We start from the raw sequence: 19,705 nt of genomic DNA on the forward strand, positions 1-19,705 counted from the left end.
TCGATGAAGAGATGTCACCCACGTCGGTTATCTGGTCATGACCATCGCCTAAGTCATAATGGTAAGTGTCCTGACTGTAAGAGCCACTGATGATGTCATCACCCAGTCCACCGCGGAAGCTGTTGCTATAACTGCGAGTACTTGATGACGCTGAATTCAGCTTGAGAACATCATCGCCTTCGCCACCGTCAAGTAGGTTATTACTCATGTAGTAGCCAACTAAGGTATCTTTACCTTCATTGCCAAACAGTGAATCACTACCATGGCTAGCATAAAGATAATCATTACCTCTGCCGCCTTCTAACAGATCATTACCGTTACCACCATAAAGATTATCATCACCATCTTTACCCAAAATAATGAGATCGGTATCGGATCCTGTTACAGCTCTTATGGTATCAGAGCTATCACTACCAATTGCCACCTGAGTGTTTGCTTCGAGGGTTATCGTCTCTTGTGACTCGGTAAGCTCTTGGACAAACTCACTTGGAAAGAAATCAGCAATGTTAGTATCAGGTGCAAGCTGAGGTAAAATCTCATTGAATAACTGAGACATAAATGCCCCCTGACTCCAATCACTTTGACTTATATAAGTCTCATAAAAGTCTAATGCACTCATAGCATCTGCCACGCCAGTTACAGGATCGGCTTCTATCAACTTAATCAGCTCAGCTTCCCAAGCCGTCATATCATAAGACAGGCCATCGACATCAAATACGATTTCTATAGAGTCAGAAATATGCGCTAAACGAGTTGAGAACATCAGTGAATTAAAGATATTAGCTCGGAGGTTTTCATAAGCTGTTGCTATTGGCTCCTGAACCCTTGGACCCAATACAACAGACCAACCAGATTGTCCTACAAGACCAATATCACTAATCGCACTGATAAATTGACCTGAAAACATTTCAACAACATAAAGCATTCTGGATAACCGATCATGCGAATATGGGCTATCAATATTAGTTGACTCATATGCAACTTCATTAAAACCATTTTTTAATAGATAGTTAGCAGCTTCAGAGAAGTATGTATGGCTAAATTGATAACCATTATCCGTATACGCAAGGGCTTTTAATTGCGCGTGATACTCTTCAGGAATATAGTCTGGAATAGAGAAGGATCTAAACGTAACAGAACCATCACCATTATTATTAACTCCGCGGCTTTCAAACTCTTGAAGTAATAATCTTTCCCCTGCTGTGAAAAGATTTATATTCCCTTCAGAACCAGCCCACTCGGCTAGCAGTTTATCGATCAAAGTATCCTGTTCAGCTCTTGATGTGGCTTGAGAAAACTGATTATAAATGGCTAACAAGTCGGCATTTTGAGTGGCAGCTTCTCGGAGATCACGTACATAACCTGAGCCTTTAAAATCGACGACTCCCTGAGCCTCTTCGCTTATTGCAATGGCATCAAATTCACGGTGAAACCCATTGACGGCAAAATCTAGGGTGCCAAAGCTGTGAGCATTCCCCTCTGAGTCTGTGTATTCAGAGGTAAAGCTGATTAGATTGTCCTCTTGGATTTGATTGACATACTCAGCATCATTTAGGTTAATAGAGGCTATATCTAGTTCAGAAAGTGTTTTCATTTCTGACGCTTGGCTTATGCCATCTTGGTTAGCGTCTTGCCAAATTTTTAATTGACTGTATACGGCATCATTACTGTCGATAATGCCATCGCCATTACTGTCTAAATCTCGTAATGCAGCAAACCCATTATACGCCTTTTCACCATTGGCTAAGTCGGTATTATCCCCAAAGAGCTCTTTACCGGAATCAATCGTACCGTTGCCATTGATATCTAATACCAATAAACCATCATCGGCACCGACCCAACCTGTACCTTGCTTAATGCCGTCACCATCATGATCGAAGATGATCCCCGCATCAGATGATACCGTCTCGATTCCATCGCCATCGAGATCGAATACTAGGGGATCACGACGAACCATAGATTGTTCAATTGCATTAGCATCGAGCTGTAGATCGGAATCAATTTTGAGATCGGCCGCTGCATTTAATCGATCGAGCCATTCTTGATGGGACATACCACCGGGGATAGTGCCATTGATCATTCCATCGAGATACAGACCTCGGCTAGCCAGAAGCTGGGCTGCATTACCGAGTGAGGTATCACCAAATATTCCAGAATGTTCTAACCAAGCATTAGGGTCTAGACTGCCTAAACCAACTTCACCTTCTGCTATAGGAATATCACCTAATGGTGTTTCTAAGACTAAAGAGGTGACACCTGTTAATTTCCCGTTTTCTCCAACAGAAATACCAGCGGTTAGTTTTGCGTTAGCAATACCTATACCGGCAGTTAAGCTAGCCGAAAAATCCATCCCTGTTACACCAGTACTTGAGTTTCCTTTTAGCTTGGCATCCATACCAGCGCCAAGGAATTTACTTCCTGGTGTTTTTACTGACAAGTCGAATGAATAATCTCCAGTCTTGGAGTCATAGTTATATTGGATGCCTCCAGCAAGAGGGATTGAAACGCCATACTCACCATCGTAATAGGAAATTTGACCATTGCCATAGTCAACAGCTACTGTACCAGCCTCGTCACCAACGAATGTTACAGTTGCTGTATTGCCGTTTGAATCAGTAACTTTAATAGAACCGTCTGATGATGCTTCTATTTGCTCACCTTGCTCATTTTCCCAGTGAACAGTATTATCATTCACAACTTCAGGGTATGGATAACTCATAAAACATCCTTATTATATTGCTTGGCATAAAGCCAAAATTTAACGTTCCCTAATACTCTCTTGCCTATACCTAAGTAACGGCGCCATAAAGAACTCGATAATTCGTCGCTTGCCCGTTTGCACCTCAGCGGTCACCGCCATACCGGGCATCAGCTTTATTTCTTTGCCATCAACCATTATGGTGCTCTGCTTCATCTTGAGGCGCATACCATAGATTAAGCCGCGCTGCTCATCGACGGTGGCGTCATCTGATACCGAGATCACTTCACCATCGATAATCCCGTATTTAGTAAAGGGGAAGGTATGAATTTTTATCTCGACTAGCATCTGCTCGCGTACGAAACCAATGTCTTTATTCTCTAAGAACACTTCGACATCGAGTTGCACTTCATCTGGTACGATTAACATGAGCTGCTGCGCTTCGGTAACCACGCCACCCACAGTCCCTATGCTTAACTCCTGCACTTGGCCTGACACCGGCGCATATAAAACCTGTTTACTATTACGATCGACCGCCTTGGCCAACTCCTCTTTCAGCGAGGCTATTTGTTGTTGGATCTGCGGTATTTTGGTCAACTCGGTGACCGATGTCTGCGCCTTTAAAGTATTAAGTTGCTGTCTGACTTCCGATTCTGATGCTTGTAATTGCTTAAGTCTCTGACGCTCGGCGGCTAAGTCGTGAGTGTATTGAATGCGCTCTTGCTCGAGTGCTAAATAATCATTTTCTGAAGCATAATTTTGACTGTGCAAGCCCTTCATGGTGTTGGCACGCTTAGTGATAATAGGCAATATTTGTTCGAGCTTAGCTATCACCTCATTACTGGCAGCTTGCTCTGCTTGTTTTTGCAAAAGATTACTCTGCAGCATCTGCCATTGGGCGCGAAATTGCAGCCATTGCTGCCACAGAAGCCGCTTATGTAGATCGAGTTCGACTTGAGACGCATTAGGCACATGGGGGAAGGCCAGTGAAGCTAAAGCTATACTGGTGTCATTGACATCTTGCGTTAGCATGACTAACAAGGCTTGGCTACCCGCGAGGCTCAGACGAGCACTGTGCAGTTCACCACTTAGGCGCTTCTCATCGGCGGTTGTTAAGGTGCTGTCAAGCTCGATTAATGGCTGACCTTTGTGCACATATTGGCCTTCACGTACTAAGATGTTTTTCACTACCGATTTTTCTAAAGGCTGGATTAACTTCACTTTAGAACTTGGGATAATTTTACCTTCAGCCGAGGCGACAATATTGACCTCACCTAAACAGGCCCAAATAATTGCAATAACCAGAAGAACAAGCAAACTCCAGCCTAACTTACGCGCTAGAGGGTTTGGTGGTGTTTCTTGAATTTCAAGCGCTGCTGGCAGAAACGCGGCTAAGTCTCGACTAGTATTGCCATCGCCCAACTTGTCACGGTTTTTCCATGCATCTTTTAGTATTCCCCAGGCACTCATACCTTCTCCTCAGTGCTATGCTGAGCAGCAGAAGGGCTCGATGTGTTGACCCTGTTATTTTTAGATGCTGTTCTTACCTGCCTAGCTTGGGAATAGTTAGCTTGATTAGATTCTACGGGATGTAGGTTAGGCGTGTAACTTTGATAGCTGTGCAACTTGGCATAATAACCATTGTGAGCAATTAAGCTGTCATGATTGCCCTGTTCTACAATACGCCCCTTATCCATAACGATAATACGATTACACTGACGAACAGTAGTTAATCTGTGGGCGATAATAAACACGGTACGCCCCTTACAAATCCGCGCCATATTATCTTGCACTAAGCGTTCAGACTCATAATCCAGTGCACTGGTCGCTTCATCAAAAATTAAGATCCTGGGATTACCGATAAGTGCACGGGCAATAGCCAATCTTTGCCTCTGCCCCCCTGATAGATTACTGCCTTGCTCGCCAACAATATTGTCATACCCTTCCGGCAGTTCAACAATAAACTCATGTGCACCCGCCATTTTGGCCGCAGCAACCACACGCTCCATAGAAATTGAAGGATCAGTTAAGGCAATATTCTCCCGTATCGTACGGTTAAACAGAAAATTCTCCTGTAATACCACACCAATCTGTTTACGAAGCCAAGCTGTGTCTATCATAGAAAGGTCTACACCATCCACAAGCACTCTTCCAGATTCTGGAATATAGAGTCGCTGCACCAGCTTAGTAATGGTACTTTTCCCTGAACCTGAACGCCCGACAATACCTATCACCTCACCTGGACGAGTCTGAAGATTTATCTCATTGAGAATAACCGGACCATCTGGTCGATAGCGAAAACGAACATGTTCAAAAGTAATGGCACCTTGCAATGAAGGTAGACGCGATCGGTTAGGGTTAAATCCAGGTTCCTTTGGTGTATTCAAGATATCTCCCAAACGCTCGATAGATATTCCTGCCTGCTGAAAGTCTTGCCAAAGCTGCACAAGTTTGAGAATGGGACCACTGACACGCCCCGCAAGCATATTAAATGCAACCAGCTGACCTACGCTTATTTGGCCATCAATGACTAAATGCGCCCCCACCCAAATAATACCTAAGGTGACCAATTTATTAATAAGGCCCGCTATTTGCCCGGCGACATTACCAAGGTTCTGGCTTCGAAAAGAAGCGTGCACATAACTGGATAAGTGATCTTCTAATTTACGTCGCATCTGGGGTTCAACCGCCATCGACTTAACAGTACCAATACCGGTTATAGCCTCGGTCAAAAAAGCGGTATTGGCAGCGCCATGCTTAAATTTCTCATCGAGACGACGTCGTAAAATCGGGGTGATAAATACAGATAGCAGAATATAGAAAGGAATACTGCCCATCACTATCCAGGTCAACGTCGGGCTGTAGTACCACATCACACCTAAGAAAACGAAGACGAACAGAAGATCTATCACTAACGTAAGAGCCGTCCCCGTTATGAAGTTACGTATGGTATCCAGTTCTCTGACTCTAGCCACATTCTGACCGACTTGCCTGGACTCAAAATATGATAAAGGGAGATTCAACAGATGCTGAAAAAGGCGGGAACCTAGCTCAACATCAATCCTATTAGTCGTATGACTGAAAGTGTAATTACGTATTCCTCCTAATATGGCCTCAAATACAACCACCACAAAAAAACCTACCGCAAGCACATCTAGAGTGGTAAAACCGCGATGTACTAGTACCTTATCCATGACCACCTGAAAGAAGAGTGGAATGACTAGGGCAAATATTTGTAAAAAGAAAGATGCGATCAACACTTCGCCAAACAATTTACGGTACTTAACTAATGAGGGAATAAACCAAGATATATCAAATTTTTGCTGCAGGCTCTCACCAAAGCCTTGACGTCTGACCAATGCAATAAGTTCACCCGACCAACGCTGCTTTAACTCATCAACGGATATAGATTGAGGTGCGCCCTGAGTAAGGTCATGGATCAAGATATTATCTTGTTTCGCCTTAGACTGGTTAGCGTCTTGTTGCCCATCAATGGGGTCTGCTGACTCTAAAAGATTATCTGATGACAACCTGGCGATTATAAAGTAACCACCTTGCTTATCTTTAGCTATAGCAGGCAAGACACCGTTTTTAAGCTCTGAGATAGATAAAGTCAGCTGCTTAGCTTTTAGTGTCAGCGCTTTCGCCGCCAACAATATTTCAGTATCAGAAAATAAAGTGCCCGATATACCGAACTCATGAGATAGCTGCTCAGGCTCGGCTGGCAACTGATGAAATCGCGCGATCGCGACAAGTGAATGAAGACCAGAATCCATGTCTATACTGCTTAATCCTTTAAATCATTTTGAAAATGATACTTATAGAAAATAATGGTCACTAAAACCATTTCTCTAACAACAAGAAACAAAATAACAATACTTTTGTACTACGTCAACAAACCACGCAACACATGTTTCTTAATGGCACTATAAAGACTAAAAATAACATTACCCCAACAACTGATAGTAAAGTGATACAGATCTCAACCTCGATGTTCCTCGAAAACAAGTCACCCGAAAGAATTAAAAATAAAGAAGTAGCAATAAAGTACACCTCAATATTGCGAATAAGGACAAGTTTTTGAGGACTAGAAGAATAAACCTATGAAGTGGAGTTACCTTAATCTAGAGAATAAATCTAAGAGGTAAATAATCAGGTGCAAGTAAGTTCGAGAACTTCGGTTTCAGGGCGAAGTATCACTCAGTGAAATATGGCATAGTCATGAGCCTATGAACGAGAAGCATGGAAGCTGAACTGGCTGTTGTATATGGACATATTTGCCGAACTCGTCGTTATACATGGACGTTGTTTGAAATCGCAGAGCACCCAAGGATGACTCTTATGAAATCAAGAACCCGCGTGCTGAGAGATTACTTGCACATTGGCTCACTGCAGGTGATAGATAACAATGAAGGTACGACCTTTAATCAACTACCAAGTAACAGTAAAAAGAATTGAAATAGTCTTATTCCTAAGACTCAACTCTTTATGACTCAAGGATTACTGTTGCAGTAGCGTAGTGCTTTTCATCGGCAATAGAGATATGCCCTCTTGTGCCACCAAGCAGCGCGAGCCTTTCAGCCGCGCCGCCGCTGAAACTCACCAGTGGTGCGCCATTGGCATCATTGCTAATTTCGATATGCTGAAACGAGACGCCGCGACCTATGCCGGTGCCTAAGGCTTTGGCGGCAGCTTCTTTGGCGGCGAAACGCTTCGCCAGATAACGTCCGGGCATAGATGAGGCGATAAATATCGCCATTTCGGATTCGGTAAGCACGCGTTTGGCTAAACGGCACTGAGCCAGGCCATCAAGATCACCAACGGCAGGCACTTTTTTCTCGATACGTTCAATCTCGGCGATATCGGTACCTAGACCAACAATCATATATATCCTTAAAGCTAAGAAGTAGCGAGTTCCTAGTTACCAGGAGTTTGAACCTAGGACCTAGGAACTCGTATCTAGAACCTAATGACTTATTCGCCTCTGCGACCTTCGTTCATCAGTTGCTTCATGTCTCTTACCGCTTTATCTAACCCATCGATGACGGCGCGGGCTATGATGGCGTGACCTATGTTCAGCTCATACAGCTCAGGGATCGCGGCGATTGGCTTAACGTTGTGATAGTGAAGTCCATGGCCTGCATTGACGATTAAGCCCTTTGAGTGGGCGTAGGTTGCCATCTCCTTGATGCGTGCAAGCTCTTTAGCCTCTTCAACTTCGTTTTCGGCATCGGCGTAGCAACCTGTGTGGATCTCAATCAGAGGTGCCTTCACGGCAACGGCAGCATCGATTTGAGCCTTATCGGCATCGATAAATAGCGAGACCTTAACCCCAACATCATCCAGGCGTTGTATTGCAGCAGCAATCTTGCCCATCTGACCCGCAACATCGAGTCCGCCTTCGGTGGTGAGCTCTTCACGTTTCTCGGGAACGAGACACACGTATGTCGGTTTGACTTCACAGGCGATATCGAGCATTTCATCGGTGACCGCCATCTCGAAATTCATCCGAGTATTGAGCGTCTTCGCCAGCAGGTAGATGTCTCTGTCAATGATATGACGTCGGTCTTCTCGCAGGTGCACGGTAATGCCTTCGGCGCCGGCATGCTCAGCTACTGCTGCGGCATGAACGGGATCGGGATACGAGGTCCCACGGGCCTGACGTAGAGTAGCAATGTGATCGATATTAACGCCAAGTAAGATGCGGCTCATTGAGTATCCTCTGAAAAATAGGGTAAGTTTGCGGCGGCTTACGCGTCGTCAAACGGATTGGAGTATTGTACTCAGGTTATATGGAAAGGTGAAACGGCAAAATACTTGTAATACCATTCCATATAAGTATCTGGTCAGTTCAGAGACTCTCAGTTTTTTCAATTCAAGGCGCATTGATGAGGAAATGGTTATTCCCTTTTAAGTCAATGCAACACAGAAGTGGAAACACTGAGAGCCTCACGCAGTGCGGGTTTCAAAGCCCTTTATGCTACGTTGAATGTTTTCGATATAGAATAACTAATTAGCTTCAAACACCCGCCTTGCCTACAGTGCTTTGAACTCCCGCTGAATGTTCAGATACTTACTCGGAATGGTATAACAACAAATAGTATTAATAAATACCATCTTAAGATTCAAGATAATAAGGGATTTAACTGATTTTCGTTTTCACAATTTGAAAATTAAGCGGTTTTAGTGGCTTTGATTTAAGTCGCTCAAACTACTTAGTCAGCGGGGATGTCATTTTATATCTAAATAGTGCCCTGGACTTAAGTGGCTTATCACCCAAACAAGCTGCCAACATCAAACGCATCAGGTATTTGGCTTGTCTTAGATGTGAAGCCTCTAATCTATGTTCATCCAATGCCAGTAACATCTCGCCGCTGTAGTGTGATGTCTTGGGACCTAAGGCATTGACGAAGCCTTCGTCAGGCAATAAACGATAATAGTAATCAGGCTCTATGGGATCTTGGGAAAGGTCGGTTCTGAGCGTCGGCATAAGCCCTAACTCTTTGAGCAGACTTAATTCAAAATATCGTAACTGGCTCTCACAGAAACCTGCCGCCATGGACATTAAGGTCTTGTGGTAGGTAAAAAACAGCGACTCGGCGCCATGATCGACGGCGATGCAGCGGACCAATAATTCATTGAGATAAAAACCGGCAAAACTGACGTCGCCCGAGAGAGGAATGGCCGGACTCCCCGCCTCTACACTGTTCATATTTCTCAGCGATGTGCGGCCGGATAGTTGAAAAACCAGAGGTTGAAAAGGTTGCAGTATGCTTTTAATGGAGGTCTTGCCGCTGCCTAGGCGAGCGACGCAGTCGACTCGTCCATGACCATCGACCAGCATATTGACTAACACACTGGAGTCTTTGAAGGGACGCGTATGGAGCACGTAGCCGCGCTCCATTAATCTATACCTAAGCTGTTACTCATCACTAGCATTCCAACATAAACGACACTCGTTTAACTGTGATCATGATTCAGAGCTCAACTTATCATTTATAGATAAAATACAACGAAGCTGCTGCAATAAAGCTGGCAGCTTCGCCAAGTGAATGGGTCAAATTTATTAATCTTCGCCATAGCCTAAGCTGCGAAGTGCACGCTCATCATCGGCCCAACCTGACTTAACCTTAACCCACATCTCGAGGAAGACCTTGTTATCGAACATGACTTCCATATCCACACGCGCGGCGGAGCTGATCTTCTTGATACGATCGCCCTTGTTGCCTATGACCATGCGCTTCTGGGTCTCACGCTCAACCAGCACAAGGGCATTGATCTGATAGACACCGTTTTCCATCATCTTAAACTGCTCGATCTCAACGGTACAGTCGTATGGCAGCTCATCACCCAAGAAACGCATCAGCTTCTCGCGGACAATTTCTGACGCCATAAACTTCTGTGATCTGTCGGTGACATAGTCTTCCGGGAAAAAATGCGCCGATTCGGGTAGAGACTCGATAGACATGTCTAAGATACGCTGTACGTTGGTGCCCTTAGTCGCCGAGATAGGTAAGATCTCATCGAAAGGAAACTTCTTCGATAACGCCTCAAGATAAGGGAATAACTCCTCTTTGTTCTTGATGTTATCGACCTTGTTTACCGCAAGTACCGTTTTACGACCGTCATCACGGCTCTGTAGCTTACGCAAAACCAAGTCATCATCTTCGGTCCAGGTCATGCCATCGACAACGAAGACAACCAAACTGACTTCGGCTAATGAGCTCGCTGCGGCGCGGTTCATCAAACGGTTGATGGCGCGCTTCTCTTCCATATGCAGACCCGGCGTGTCGATAAACACGACTTGGCGCTCGTCTACAGTATGGATCCCCATGATGCGATGGCGTGTAGTCTGCGGCTTCTTCGAGGTGATACTGATCTTCTGACCCAGTAGCTTATTCAGCAGAGTCGATTTACCGACATTCGGGCGGCCAACGATGGCGACCATGCCACAATAGGTGACATCGTATTTTGCTGCAGATGAAGGGTTATTCATCTGTGCTAACAGGTCGTCTAAATTAGGCTCGTTACTTGAAGCCGCTTCATTGGCTGCAGGCGCTTTCTTCTTACTCATTTTTTAATTAACTCCAAAACCTGTGCAGCGGCAATCTGCTCAGCTTTTCTTCGGGAACTCGCAACCCCAACAAGGGATTTCTTCAACTCTTCTACATAACACTCGACCGTAAAGGTCTGTGCATGGGCCTCACCTTTGATGTCTGTCACTTTATAAACAGGCAGAGGCTTCTTAAAACCTTGTAACAACTCTTGTAACAAGGTCTTTGGATCTTTCTGATTGATAGGCTCTATGATTGCCAAACGAGACTCATACCAGCTCAGGACTCGAGCACGGCAGGTCTCCAAATCGGCATCCAGATAGATAGCGCCTATGATGGCCTCTACCCCATCGGCAATGATCGACTCGCGTCTGAAGCCACCGCTTTTCAATTCACCCGGGCCTAACTTGAGATAGTCCCCAAGTTTGAACTCGAAACCAATTTCCGCCAGCATCTTACCGCACACTAAGGTGGCCCGCATGCGACTAAGGTCACCTTCGGTCACCTTAGGAAATTGGTGATATAAGGCATCTGATATAATAATAGACAAGATCGAATCACCCAGAAATTCCAGGCGTTCATTATGCTTGCTAGAAGCACTTCTATGGGTCAGAGCCTGATCCAAATGCGCTTGCTGGTTAAATTGATAGCCTAACGTCCGACACAGACGCGGGATATTTTTAATCGGTTCCATCTTAAGTAATTCCACCTACGCGATTGAAACGGACACCTGTTGGGATCCATGCCGGTAAGAAGTCGGCCTTAGTTCTGTCAAACTCGAAGCTTATCCAGATGGCAACGGCTTTTCCGACCAGATTCTCTTCGGGAACGAAGCCCCAGAAGCGGCTGTCGGTACTGTTATCTCGGTTGTCGCCCATCATGAAGTAATGACCTTCAGGCACAATAAACTCACCCACAGGTAACTTACCTTCACGGTAATAATAGCCGATAGGATCCGGGCGCTGAGGGTTGATCAAGATGTCATGGCTCACTTCACCTAGCTTCTCGGTGTAACGACTCAGTGGTACACCATTTTGTGAAAATTCACCTTGGTTAACCCCGGCGCGAGCCACTTGCTTAAGCTCAGGGCAAGTTATCTCGCCATCAGCACACGCTGGCTGAATATAGACTTGCTTGTTACGGTAGACAATCCTGTCACCAGGCAAACCAACAACACGCTTGATGTAATCGATGCGTGGATTTTCGGGATACTTAAACACGGCAACATCACCACGCTCAGGCTTACCTGTTTCGACTAACTGACTGCGCCAAACAGGGTCTTTCAAACCATAGCTAAACTTTTCCACCAGGATGAAATCACCAACCAGCAAGGTAGGCATCATGGACCCCGATGGGATCTGAAAAGGCTCATAGATAAATGAACGTAAAATGAGTACGAATGCGATCACCGGGAAGATAGAACGAGACGTTTCGACAAACGCCGACTCACGGGTGATTTTTTCAGCATTTTCCTCACTGATATCCGCGTCAACGGCCTGGGCCATAGCGAGTCTCTCTCGACGCTTAGGCGCGAGTAACAGAGCATCAGCCATCCACACCAGACCACTACACAAGGTCACCAATACCAAAATGAGGGAAAAATAAGCTGCCATACTTTATGAACTCCTGCTTGCAAACAAAAATACTATTATCACTGCGAGTCTAATCAGAATAGTCGACTGTGATGCATAGGTCAGTTATACGTGAGTAACGAAAGCGCCGCAAACTGCGGCGCTAGATATTGCTCACTATTAACAATTCTTAACGATTTAGTCGTTGAGCTTAAGCACTGCCAGGAAGGCTTCCTGCGGTACTTCCACATTGCCCACCTGCTTCATGCGCTTCTTACCCTCTTTCTGCTTCTGCAGTAGCTTCTTCTTACGCGAGACATCGCCGCCATAACACTTGGCGGTCACATCTTTACGCATGGCCTTAATCGAAGAGCGTGCAATGACTTGAGTCCCCACTGCGGCCTGAACGGCGATATCGAACATCTGTCTGGGAATAAGCTCTTTCATCTTATTCACCAGGGCCAGACCTTTATGACGAATGAGCCCCTTATGGATGATCATTGCCAAGGCATCGACTCTGTCACCATTGATGAGGATGTCGAGACGTACCATGTCGGCAGGCTCGAAGCGAGTAAAGTTATACTCCAGAGACGCATAACCACGACTGGTGGATTTAAGGCGATCGAAGAAGTCCATCACCACTTCAGCCATCGGCATGTCATAGGTGATCGCGACCTGATTGCCGTGATAGACCATATTAGTCTGCATACCACGCTTCTCGACACACAAGGTGATGACGTTACCCAGATACTCTTTCGGTACCAAGATATTCGTCTCGACGATGGGCTCTCGCATCTCGGTAATATTATTGATTGCCGGCAGATCAGATGGATTATCAACATAAATGGTCTCACCATCTGTCTTGATGATTTCATACACAACGGTTGGCGCCGTGGTGATCAGATCCAGATTATACTCACGCTCCAGACGTTCCTGAATGATCTCCATGTGTAGCAGGCCTAGGAAACCGATACGGAAACCGAAACCCAGAGCCGATGAGGTCTCAGGCTCGAAGAACAAGGATGCATCGTTGAGGCTAAGCTTGTTTAGCGCATCACGGAAACTCTCGTAATCGTCGGTAGAGATAGGGAATACACCGGCATAAACCTGAGGTTTAACCTTCTTAAAACCGCTTAATGGCTCGGTAGCGCCATTTTTAGCATGAGTTAAAGTATCACCTACGGGCGCGCCGTGGATCTCCTTAATACCTGCGATAACGTAGCCCACTTCACCGGTTCTAATTTCTTTGGTATCGGTCTGCTTAGGAGTAAAGATACCCACTCTATCAGCAGTGTGATTCACGCCAGTAGACATGACCTTAAATTTGTCACCCTTCTTGAGCACACCATGCTTGACTCGAACCAGGGAGACGACACCCAGATAGCTATCGAACCAGGAATCTATGATCAAGGCCTGCAATGGCCCCTCTTCATTTCCTTCAGGAGGAGGAACTTGCGCTACGATGACTTCGAGTACGTCCTCGATACCTATACCTGTCTTTGCTGAACAGCGCACCGCATCGGCCGCTTCGATGCCGACTATGTCTTCGATCTCTTCAGCAACACGCTCAGGATCGGCCTGAGGCAGATCGATCTTGTTCAGAACAGGTACGACCTCCATATCCATCTCGAGCGCCGTGTAACAGTTCGCCAGAGTCTGAGCCTCTACACCTTGTCCGGCATCAACAACCAGCAAAGCACCTTCACAGGCCGCTAGAGAACGGGAGACTTCATAGGAGAAATCCACGTGACCCGGCGTATCGATGAAGTTTAACTGATAGGTCTCACCGTCTTTGGCCGTATAATTTAGCGTAACACTCTGAGCCTTGATGGTAATACCACGCTCGCGCTCAATATCCATCGAGTCCAATACTTGGGACGCCATCTCACGATCTGAAAGACCACCACAAAACTGAATTAAGCGGTCTGAGAGTGTTGATTTGCCATGATCAATATGGGCAATAATCGAAAAGTTTCTAATGTGCTTCATGATGCGAAATGACTGACTCAAAGTTGGAATTATCTAAAAGTGCGGAATTGTACCCGATCGGCTCCCCAATACCAATCTAAACCGCTCTTCATCGTCATCAAGACAGTGAAAAACAGGGGGGAGTAAACCGAATACCCATGAGTATATAATACCAATTGGTATTGGTATTATAGTGTATGGCCCAAATGGGCAAGGATGACAGGTTGACTGGTATGCTCCATCTTCTTTGCCGCTCTTCTGGCATATAGCCAAGCTAGGAAGGCGCCCATAAGTGCAACTGGAATCACTTGCAGATCACTGACTTCCACCTCAAATTGAGACAAGATAAGCGTCGCTAGGCCTGCACCCAGAAAGAGTCCAAGCAAGGGAAGCAAGTAGATGAGGGCCGCCGCCTTAAGAATCACACTCTCGGGCAAACCTAACCTGAGAAGTTGCCCCGGTTCATATTGATTGTCAGACGGGATAGAGAATACTTGCACCTTAGGGGAGAAGGCAGACGCCACGGCTGAGGTACCACAAGAGTCACTGTTATCACAATGGCTACAGGCATTTTTAACTTGAACCTCTACGGTTACCCAGCCTTTATCGTCACACTGTATGACTTTCGCCATCTCTTCCATCATAGAAGAATACCCTTAGAAAAATAAAACAAGTATCCATGCCGTTGGCGCATCATTATTGAATACTGATGCTCTTAGCGACGCGAGTTAAGGTTTCTGTCGGGACCTTACCAACCGCCACGACTTCGAAATTACCGACGACTTCCGTCGCCAATGATAGGCCGTTTCTAGTCACTAGCTCTTCGGGCATCTTAGTGTCCCCGGCGCGAGCGACATAAACAGAGATGTTAGCCATACCATCACTGAGCGCAATATACTCTACCGCCTCATGACTGCCCATGAGTCTATGGCTGTCTTTAACCAAAATTTCAAAACCCTCAGGTAACCAGTTAAATGTCCAGTTATCACCGGCATCACGTTTAGACTGGGAGGCTACTGCAGGCCACTCCTGTTTATAAGCTTCGGTTAAGATAGCAGGAGCTTCATCTAATACTAATAATTCGACCACTAAAATCTGCTCGAGTAACTGCTTATCTTGAGTCAACATGTCATAGCGCAGAGGAAGGTAAGACTCCATATCCAACCAGACTTGATAACCGTAGCGAAAATCATCGTTAGGAATGATGCGCACCAACTGGCCAGGGCGGCCCGCTAAACGACTACGCCCCCCCAAGACGAATTGGTAACCAGATTCCAGTTTAGAGATATCTGCTGCAAATGCCGGTGGTAGTATCCCCTGAATGCGACTAGCACTTACGCTATAGGCAGGTTGATCATGCTCGATAAAAGTCACTGTATTACCAACTCTTACCGCATTTTTGGGTGGGCCGTTGAGGTGTTCTAGAAAGGCGACTTCTTGATCTTCAATCTTGCCATGAATATAGACTAAAGGACGAATGTGATCCGCTTGTAGCTGGATCAGAGACATCTTGAATTCTTGTTCCCGTAAGGCTTGACTCATATTTTCGAGCCAAGCCTTAGCGGACATATCTTCCTGTGCATACACAGGGAAATTAAAAACTAACAGGGCCAACAAAATAAGACGCAAGCTAACTCCTTAACGTATATAGCTTAGAAAACTATTGATCCGCAGAGTTCGAATCAAGTTTGCCATTGTCATCTATTTTAGTGCCATTATTCAATCTTTGTTGCAACATATGATCTTGAATATAGGCATTGATGCGTTGACGTTGCTCCATCACCTGGACGTTAGAGAAGCTTTGGCTCGCTTGTACCGGTCCTGTTTGTAGGCTCACAGGAGTCACGCTACCAACCAGTGGACGAGTATTAAGCACAGGTAACGGCGATATATCTATGGCGCTCTGTTGACTGTAATTTTGTACTCCGACGACTGCCACTAAGGCGACACTGGCTGCGATGGCATATTGGCCAAACTGCTTAAACATAGGGAGCACATTCGCGAATCCGCCTATGGCAAGTTCTGGCTTTTTGCTATCGACGCGCTGCACCGGAGCTATAATTGTTGGCTCTTTATCGATAGCATCTGCAATACTGGCACTGAGATCTAAGTTAATTGACTTAGGCAGCTCACCACGCATAGCGTCGCCTATCATATGATAATCACGCCACTGCTGATGCGAACCCTCATCGGCTGACAATTCAGCCAATGCATGCTCGTCGGTTTCTCCATCGACGGCAGCGGATACCCATTCCTGACCTAATTTATCCATTTATCACCTGTATTAGTACTCACATGAATACTTGTATTAGTAAAAGGCTACTATTCTTCCAGCAAAGGCTGAAGTTTTTTATCGATCGCTTCCCGGGCTCTGAAGATGCGAGACCTTACTGTGCCTACGGGGCAATCCATAACATTCGCTATCTCCTCGTAGCTCATACCATCGAGCTCTCGTAATGAGATAGCCATTTTTAATTCTTCTGGTAATGAGTCTAGCGCATCGAAAACCACTTTTTGAATATCATCGGCCATTAATAGACGTTCAGGAGAAGCAAACTCCTTTAACGCATCACTACCATCGTAATATTCGGCTTCCTCTGCATCGACATCATTTGCAGGAGCGCGTCGCCCCTGAGCAACCAGATGGTTCTTGGCGGTATTTACCGCAATTCGGTACAACCAGGTATAAAAAGCACTTTCGCCTCGAAAGTTTGGTAATGCTCGATAAGCTTTAATAAATGCTTCCTGAGCAACATCGGCAACGTCGGCCTGATTTCGCACATAACGTGCAATCAGGTTCATTACCTTGTTCTGATACTTGAGTACCAAGAGATTAAATGCATTTTTATCACCCTGCTGAACACGCTCAACTAGTTGTTGATCACTTATTTGTCCACTCATTCGAGCCGACTACTCCTAAATCTAAAATGCTGATTTCTCAGTCGCTCGAATCATATGCACATATGTAGACTAACGAACTTCGAAAAAGTTCTAAAAAAATAACATCGAAATGAATTTATTTTCAGTTAACTAACAATCTTTCCAAAAAAGCCCGCTTGGTTTACCATAGCTAAACCTCACAGAACTTACCATGATACCTGATGAAACAAGTAGTTGAACACCAATCTGACGTTTTGGTTATCGGCAGCGGCGCTGCAGGTTTAACATTAGCACTGCATCTTGCTGAAAAATCGAAAGTTATCTTACTCTCAAAAGGTCCACTGAGTGAAGGTTCGACCTACTATGCCCAAGGTGGCATAGCGTCAGTCTTCGATAAAGATGACACCATAGAGTCCCATGTGGCCGATACTTTGGTCGCCGGCGCCGGGCTTTGCGATGAAGCCGTCGTTAAATTTACCGCCGAAAACGCCAAGGGCGCAATGGAGTGGTTAATCGAATGCGGTGTGGCTTTCGATAAGGAAGAAACCAGTGACGGTGATACGGCTAATGCCCCCTATCACTTAACTCGTGAAGGCGGACACAGTCACAGACGTATACTGCATGCGGCCGACGCCACGGGAAAAGAGGTCCAGGTCACGCTACAGGACAGGGCCAAGTCCCATCCCAATATCCAGGTATTAGAACGTTACAACGCCATCGATCTCATCACTTCTCGCAAATTAAACTTATCGGGGAACCGAGTCTTAGGGGCTTATGTTTGGAATAGAGATGTCGAGCAAGTTGAGACCATCAAGGCTAGATTTGTCGCCCTGGCAACTGGTGGAAGCTCTAAAGTTTATCAATATACCTCAAACCCTGACATAGCTTCGGGTGACGGTATTGCCATGGCCTGGCGCGCTGGTTGCAGAATTGCCAACATGGAATTCAACCAGTTTCACCCTACTTGTCTTTATCATGCCGATGCCAGAAACTTTCTACTTACAGAGGCACTACGAGGTGAGGGCGCCTATCTTAGACGCCCAGATGGCACACGTTTTATGCCAGATTTTGACGAACGTGCCGAGCTAGCACCAAGAGACATAGTCGCACGAGCCATAGACTTTGAGATGAAGAGGCTAGGATCAGATTGTGTGTATTTAGATATCACCCATAAGCCGGCAGATTTTGTCATTAAGCACTTTCCAACGATCCATAAGCGTTGCTTGGAATTTGGTATCGATATCACCACAGACCCGATCCCGGTCGTACCTGCCGCCCACTATACCTGTGGCGGCGTGATGACAGACCTTCGCGGACAAACCGACCTTAACGGCTTATATGCCATCGGCGAAGTCGCATACACGGGCCTGCATGGTGCCAACCGTCTAGCCAGTAACTCCTTGCTCGAATGCTTAGTCTTCGCCAGGGCCGCCGGTGAAGATATTGAAGGGCAACTGCATAATATACCTATGCCGGGAACATTGCCTGCATGGGATGAAAGTAAGGTATCGAACTCGGATGAGGAAGTTGTCATCGCCCATAACTGGCATGAACTGCGTCTATTCATGTGGGATTACGTCGGCATCGTTCGCTCAGACAAACGCTTAGAGAGAGCCCGCCGTCGCTGCGCCATGCTGCAGCAAGAGATCCAGGAATATTACAGCAACTTCAGAGTGAGTAATAATCTATTGGAACTGAGAAACTTAGTGCAAGTCGCTGAGCTTATCATACGCTGCGCCATGGAGAGAAAAGAGAGCGTCGGTCTTCACTACAACATAGATCATCCAGAGCAATCTGATAATCCAATTCCAACCATAATTCAGCCTGATAGCTAGCTTCTGCGATCCGTGAGAAGCAGACGACACAAGTGCCGATAACTTGTGTCGTCTAACATATCCGCCCAAATGATCACTAAACGCCTGTGCCCAACATTCATATCTTGGGTGTGGACATAAAAAAAGATCACTAATGGTGTGACGATGGGACTCATGACTAAGGTGAATTTTTCCGTCGCGATTTCATCCACAGCAGCGAGATGATTCCTGCACGAAAAAGCTATCTGACCTTCGCCGTCACGACTCAAGCTAAATCGACAGTGCCAATATGTTAATAGCCAGAACTGATAAGAAAAAAACACTAGAGTAAAGCCGGCTGCGCAGTATTTAATGATCAGGTAGATAAGATTATCTAAAGAAGGCCAGGCGAGAAATGAGCATAAGCAAACACTCGCCAGGACGACCAACGCGAGACGCTGGTCGAAGGATGAAGCTAGTCTGAAGCTAAGCCGCTGGTCTGCCACGGACAAGTACGACCATTTCGGCCAACTCAGGATCGGGACACTGTTCATGACCCATAAACCAGGCAAATAACTCAGGGTCTTCGCCTTCGAGAAGTCTGACAAAAATCCCTTTGTTTTTAACCGATAACTGCTCGTAATAGCGCTCGACAAAAGGTTGGAAAATAACGTCCAATTCAAGCATCCCCCGTCGGCATGCCCATCTCACTCTCGATATTTTCATTGGTTCAGACACGCA

17 protein-coding genes are annotated in these 19,705 nt (G+C 45.8%); 1 reads left to right on the forward strand and 16 read right to left on the reverse strand.

What is annotated here, in order from left to right:
• From FS373_RS32570 to rpoE, 14 genes are all read right to left on the reverse strand, one after another.
• The coding region (locus tag FS373_RS32570; RefSeq protein ID WP_322619492.1) for a calcium-binding protein at nt 1-2,719 on the reverse strand (2,719 nt) is incomplete at its 3' end.
• A gap of 39 nt (nt 2,720-2,758) precedes the next feature.
• Entirely contained in the window at nt 2,759-4,168 is a 1,410-nt protein-coding gene (locus FS373_RS11940) for an HlyD family type I secretion periplasmic adaptor subunit (protein WP_152829530.1), read from the reverse strand.
• Nucleotides 4,165-6,474, reverse strand: coding sequence for a type I secretion system permease/ATPase (locus FS373_RS11945; protein ID WP_152829531.1), 2,310 nt, complete (start codon nt 6,472-6,474; stop codon nt 4,165-4,167). Before FS373_RS11945 ends, FS373_RS11940 begins: the two co-directional genes overlap by 4 nt.
• Before the next feature lie 710 nt (nt 6,475-7,184).
• Entirely contained in the window at nt 7,185-7,583 is a 399-nt protein-coding gene (gene acpS / locus FS373_RS11950) for a holo-ACP synthase (RefSeq protein WP_152829532.1), read from the reverse strand.
• 89 nt (nt 7,584-7,672) lie between these two features.
• Nucleotides 7,673-8,410, reverse strand: a complete 738-nt coding sequence (pdxJ, locus tag FS373_RS11955) for a pyridoxine 5'-phosphate synthase (protein ID WP_152829533.1) — start codon at nt 8,408-8,410, stop codon at nt 7,673-7,675.
• Nucleotides 8,411-8,909: 499 nt separating this feature from the next.
• A complete protein-coding gene (recO, locus tag FS373_RS11960) occupies nt 8,910-9,602 on the reverse strand; it encodes a DNA repair protein RecO (RefSeq protein ID WP_152829534.1) in 693 nt (230 codons plus the stop codon).
• A gap of 162 nt (nt 9,603-9,764) precedes the next feature.
• Entirely contained in the window at nt 9,765-10,772 is a 1,008-nt protein-coding gene (gene era / locus FS373_RS11965; protein ID WP_144047721.1) for a GTPase Era, read from the reverse strand.
• Entirely contained in the window at nt 10,769-11,446 is a 678-nt protein-coding gene (gene rnc / locus FS373_RS11970; RefSeq protein WP_144047722.1) for a ribonuclease III, read from the reverse strand. The genes era and rnc overlap by 4 nt, the downstream gene beginning before the upstream one ends.
• 1 nt (nt 11,447) lies before the next feature.
• Nucleotides 11,448-12,365, reverse strand: coding sequence for a signal peptidase I (lepB, locus tag FS373_RS11975; RefSeq protein WP_144047723.1), 918 nt, complete (start codon nt 12,363-12,365; stop codon nt 11,448-11,450).
• A gap of 156 nt (nt 12,366-12,521) precedes the next feature.
• Nucleotides 12,522-14,312: a translation elongation factor 4 gene (gene lepA, locus FS373_RS11980; protein ID WP_144047724.1), complete on the reverse strand. Its 1,791-nt coding sequence runs from the start codon at nt 14,310-14,312 to the stop codon at nt 12,522-12,524.
• A 167-nt stretch (nt 14,313-14,479) separates the two neighbouring features.
• Nucleotides 14,480-14,935: a SoxR reducing system RseC family protein gene (locus tag FS373_RS11985; protein ID WP_144047725.1), complete on the reverse strand. Its 456-nt coding sequence runs from the start codon at nt 14,933-14,935 to the stop codon at nt 14,480-14,482.
• Nucleotides 14,936-14,987: 52 nt separating this feature from the next.
• The gene (locus tag FS373_RS11990) at nt 14,988-15,920 is read right to left on the reverse strand and encodes a MucB/RseB C-terminal domain-containing protein (protein WP_152829535.1); all 933 of its coding nucleotides are present in this window, start codon (nt 15,918-15,920) and stop codon (nt 14,988-14,990) included.
• Between the two features lie 31 nt (nt 15,921-15,951).
• On the reverse strand, nt 15,952-16,563 hold the full coding sequence (locus tag FS373_RS11995) for a sigma-E factor negative regulatory protein (protein ID WP_144047726.1): 612 nt from the start codon (nt 16,561-16,563) through the stop codon (nt 15,952-15,954).
• A 50-nt stretch (nt 16,564-16,613) separates the two neighbouring features.
• The gene (rpoE, locus tag FS373_RS12000) at nt 16,614-17,192 is read right to left on the reverse strand and encodes an RNA polymerase sigma factor RpoE (RefSeq protein ID WP_144047727.1); all 579 of its coding nucleotides are present in this window, start codon (nt 17,190-17,192) and stop codon (nt 16,614-16,616) included.
• Nucleotides 17,193-17,392: 200 nt separating this feature from the next.
• On the opposite strand from rpoE, the gene nadB reads away from it, so the two are divergent.
• Complete coding sequence (gene nadB / locus FS373_RS12005) at nt 17,393-19,006, forward strand: L-aspartate oxidase (protein ID WP_144047728.1); 1,614 nt, start codon at nt 17,393-17,395, stop codon at nt 19,004-19,006.
• Here nadB and FS373_RS12010 read toward each other — a convergent pair.
• Nucleotides 19,003-19,470 (reverse strand): protein YgfX, encoded by a 468-nt coding sequence (locus tag FS373_RS12010; RefSeq protein ID WP_229380975.1) that lies wholly within the window; start codon nt 19,468-19,470, stop codon nt 19,003-19,005. The genes nadB and FS373_RS12010 overlap by 4 nt on opposite strands.
• Nucleotides 19,451-19,690, reverse strand: a complete 240-nt coding sequence (locus FS373_RS12015) for a succinate dehydrogenase assembly factor 2 (RefSeq protein ID WP_144049078.1) — start codon at nt 19,688-19,690, stop codon at nt 19,451-19,453. The genes FS373_RS12010 and FS373_RS12015 overlap by 20 nt, the downstream gene beginning before the upstream one ends.
• Nucleotides 19,691-19,705: the final 15 nt, after the last annotated feature.

The sequence above is a fragment of the Shewanella sp. YLB-07 genome (assembly GCF_009377275.1).

Bases quoted from the DNA above. Each gene is read 5' to 3' on its own strand.
- FS373_RS11940 (WP_152829530.1), bottom strand. From the start codon at position 4,168: ATGAGTGCCTGGGGAATACTAAAAGATGCATGGAAAAACCGTGACAAG.
- FS373_RS11945 (WP_152829531.1), bottom strand. From the start codon at position 6,474: ATGGATTCTGGTCTTCATTCACTTGTCGCGATCGCGCGATTTCATCAG.
- acpS (WP_152829532.1), bottom strand. From the start codon at position 7,583: ATGATTGTTGGTCTAGGTACCGATATCGCCGAGATTGAACGTATCGAG.
- pdxJ (WP_152829533.1), bottom strand. From the start codon at position 8,410: ATGAGCCGCATCTTACTTGGCGTTAATATCGATCACATTGCTACTCTA.
- recO (WP_152829534.1), bottom strand. From the start codon at position 9,602: ATGGAGCGCGGCTACGTGCTCCATACGCGTCCCTTCAAAGACTCCAGT.
- era (WP_144047721.1), bottom strand. From the start codon at position 10,772: ATGAGTAAGAAGAAAGCGCCTGCAGCCAATGAAGCGGCTTCAAGTAAC.
- rnc (WP_144047722.1), bottom strand. From the start codon at position 11,446: ATGGAACCGATTAAAAATATCCCGCGTCTGTGTCGGACGTTAGGCTAT.
- lepB (WP_144047723.1), bottom strand. From the start codon at position 12,365: ATGGCAGCTTATTTTTCCCTCATTTTGGTATTGGTGACCTTGTGTAGT.
- lepA (WP_144047724.1), bottom strand. From the start codon at position 14,312: ATGAAGCACATTAGAAACTTTTCGATTATTGCCCATATTGATCATGGC.
- FS373_RS11985 (WP_144047725.1), bottom strand. From the start codon at position 14,935: ATGATGGAAGAGATGGCGAAAGTCATACAGTGTGACGATAAAGGCTGG.
- FS373_RS11995 (WP_144047726.1), bottom strand. From the start codon at position 16,563: ATGGATAAATTAGGTCAGGAATGGGTATCCGCTGCCGTCGATGGAGAA.
- rpoE (WP_144047727.1), bottom strand. From the start codon at position 17,192: ATGAGTGGACAAATAAGTGATCAACAACTAGTTGAGCGTGTTCAGCAG.
- nadB (WP_144047728.1), top strand. From the start codon at position 17,393: ATGAAACAAGTAGTTGAACACCAATCTGACGTTTTGGTTATCGGCAGC.
- FS373_RS12015 (WP_144049078.1), bottom strand. From the start codon at position 19,690: ATGAAAATATCGAGAGTGAGATGGGCATGCCGACGGGGGATGCTTGAA.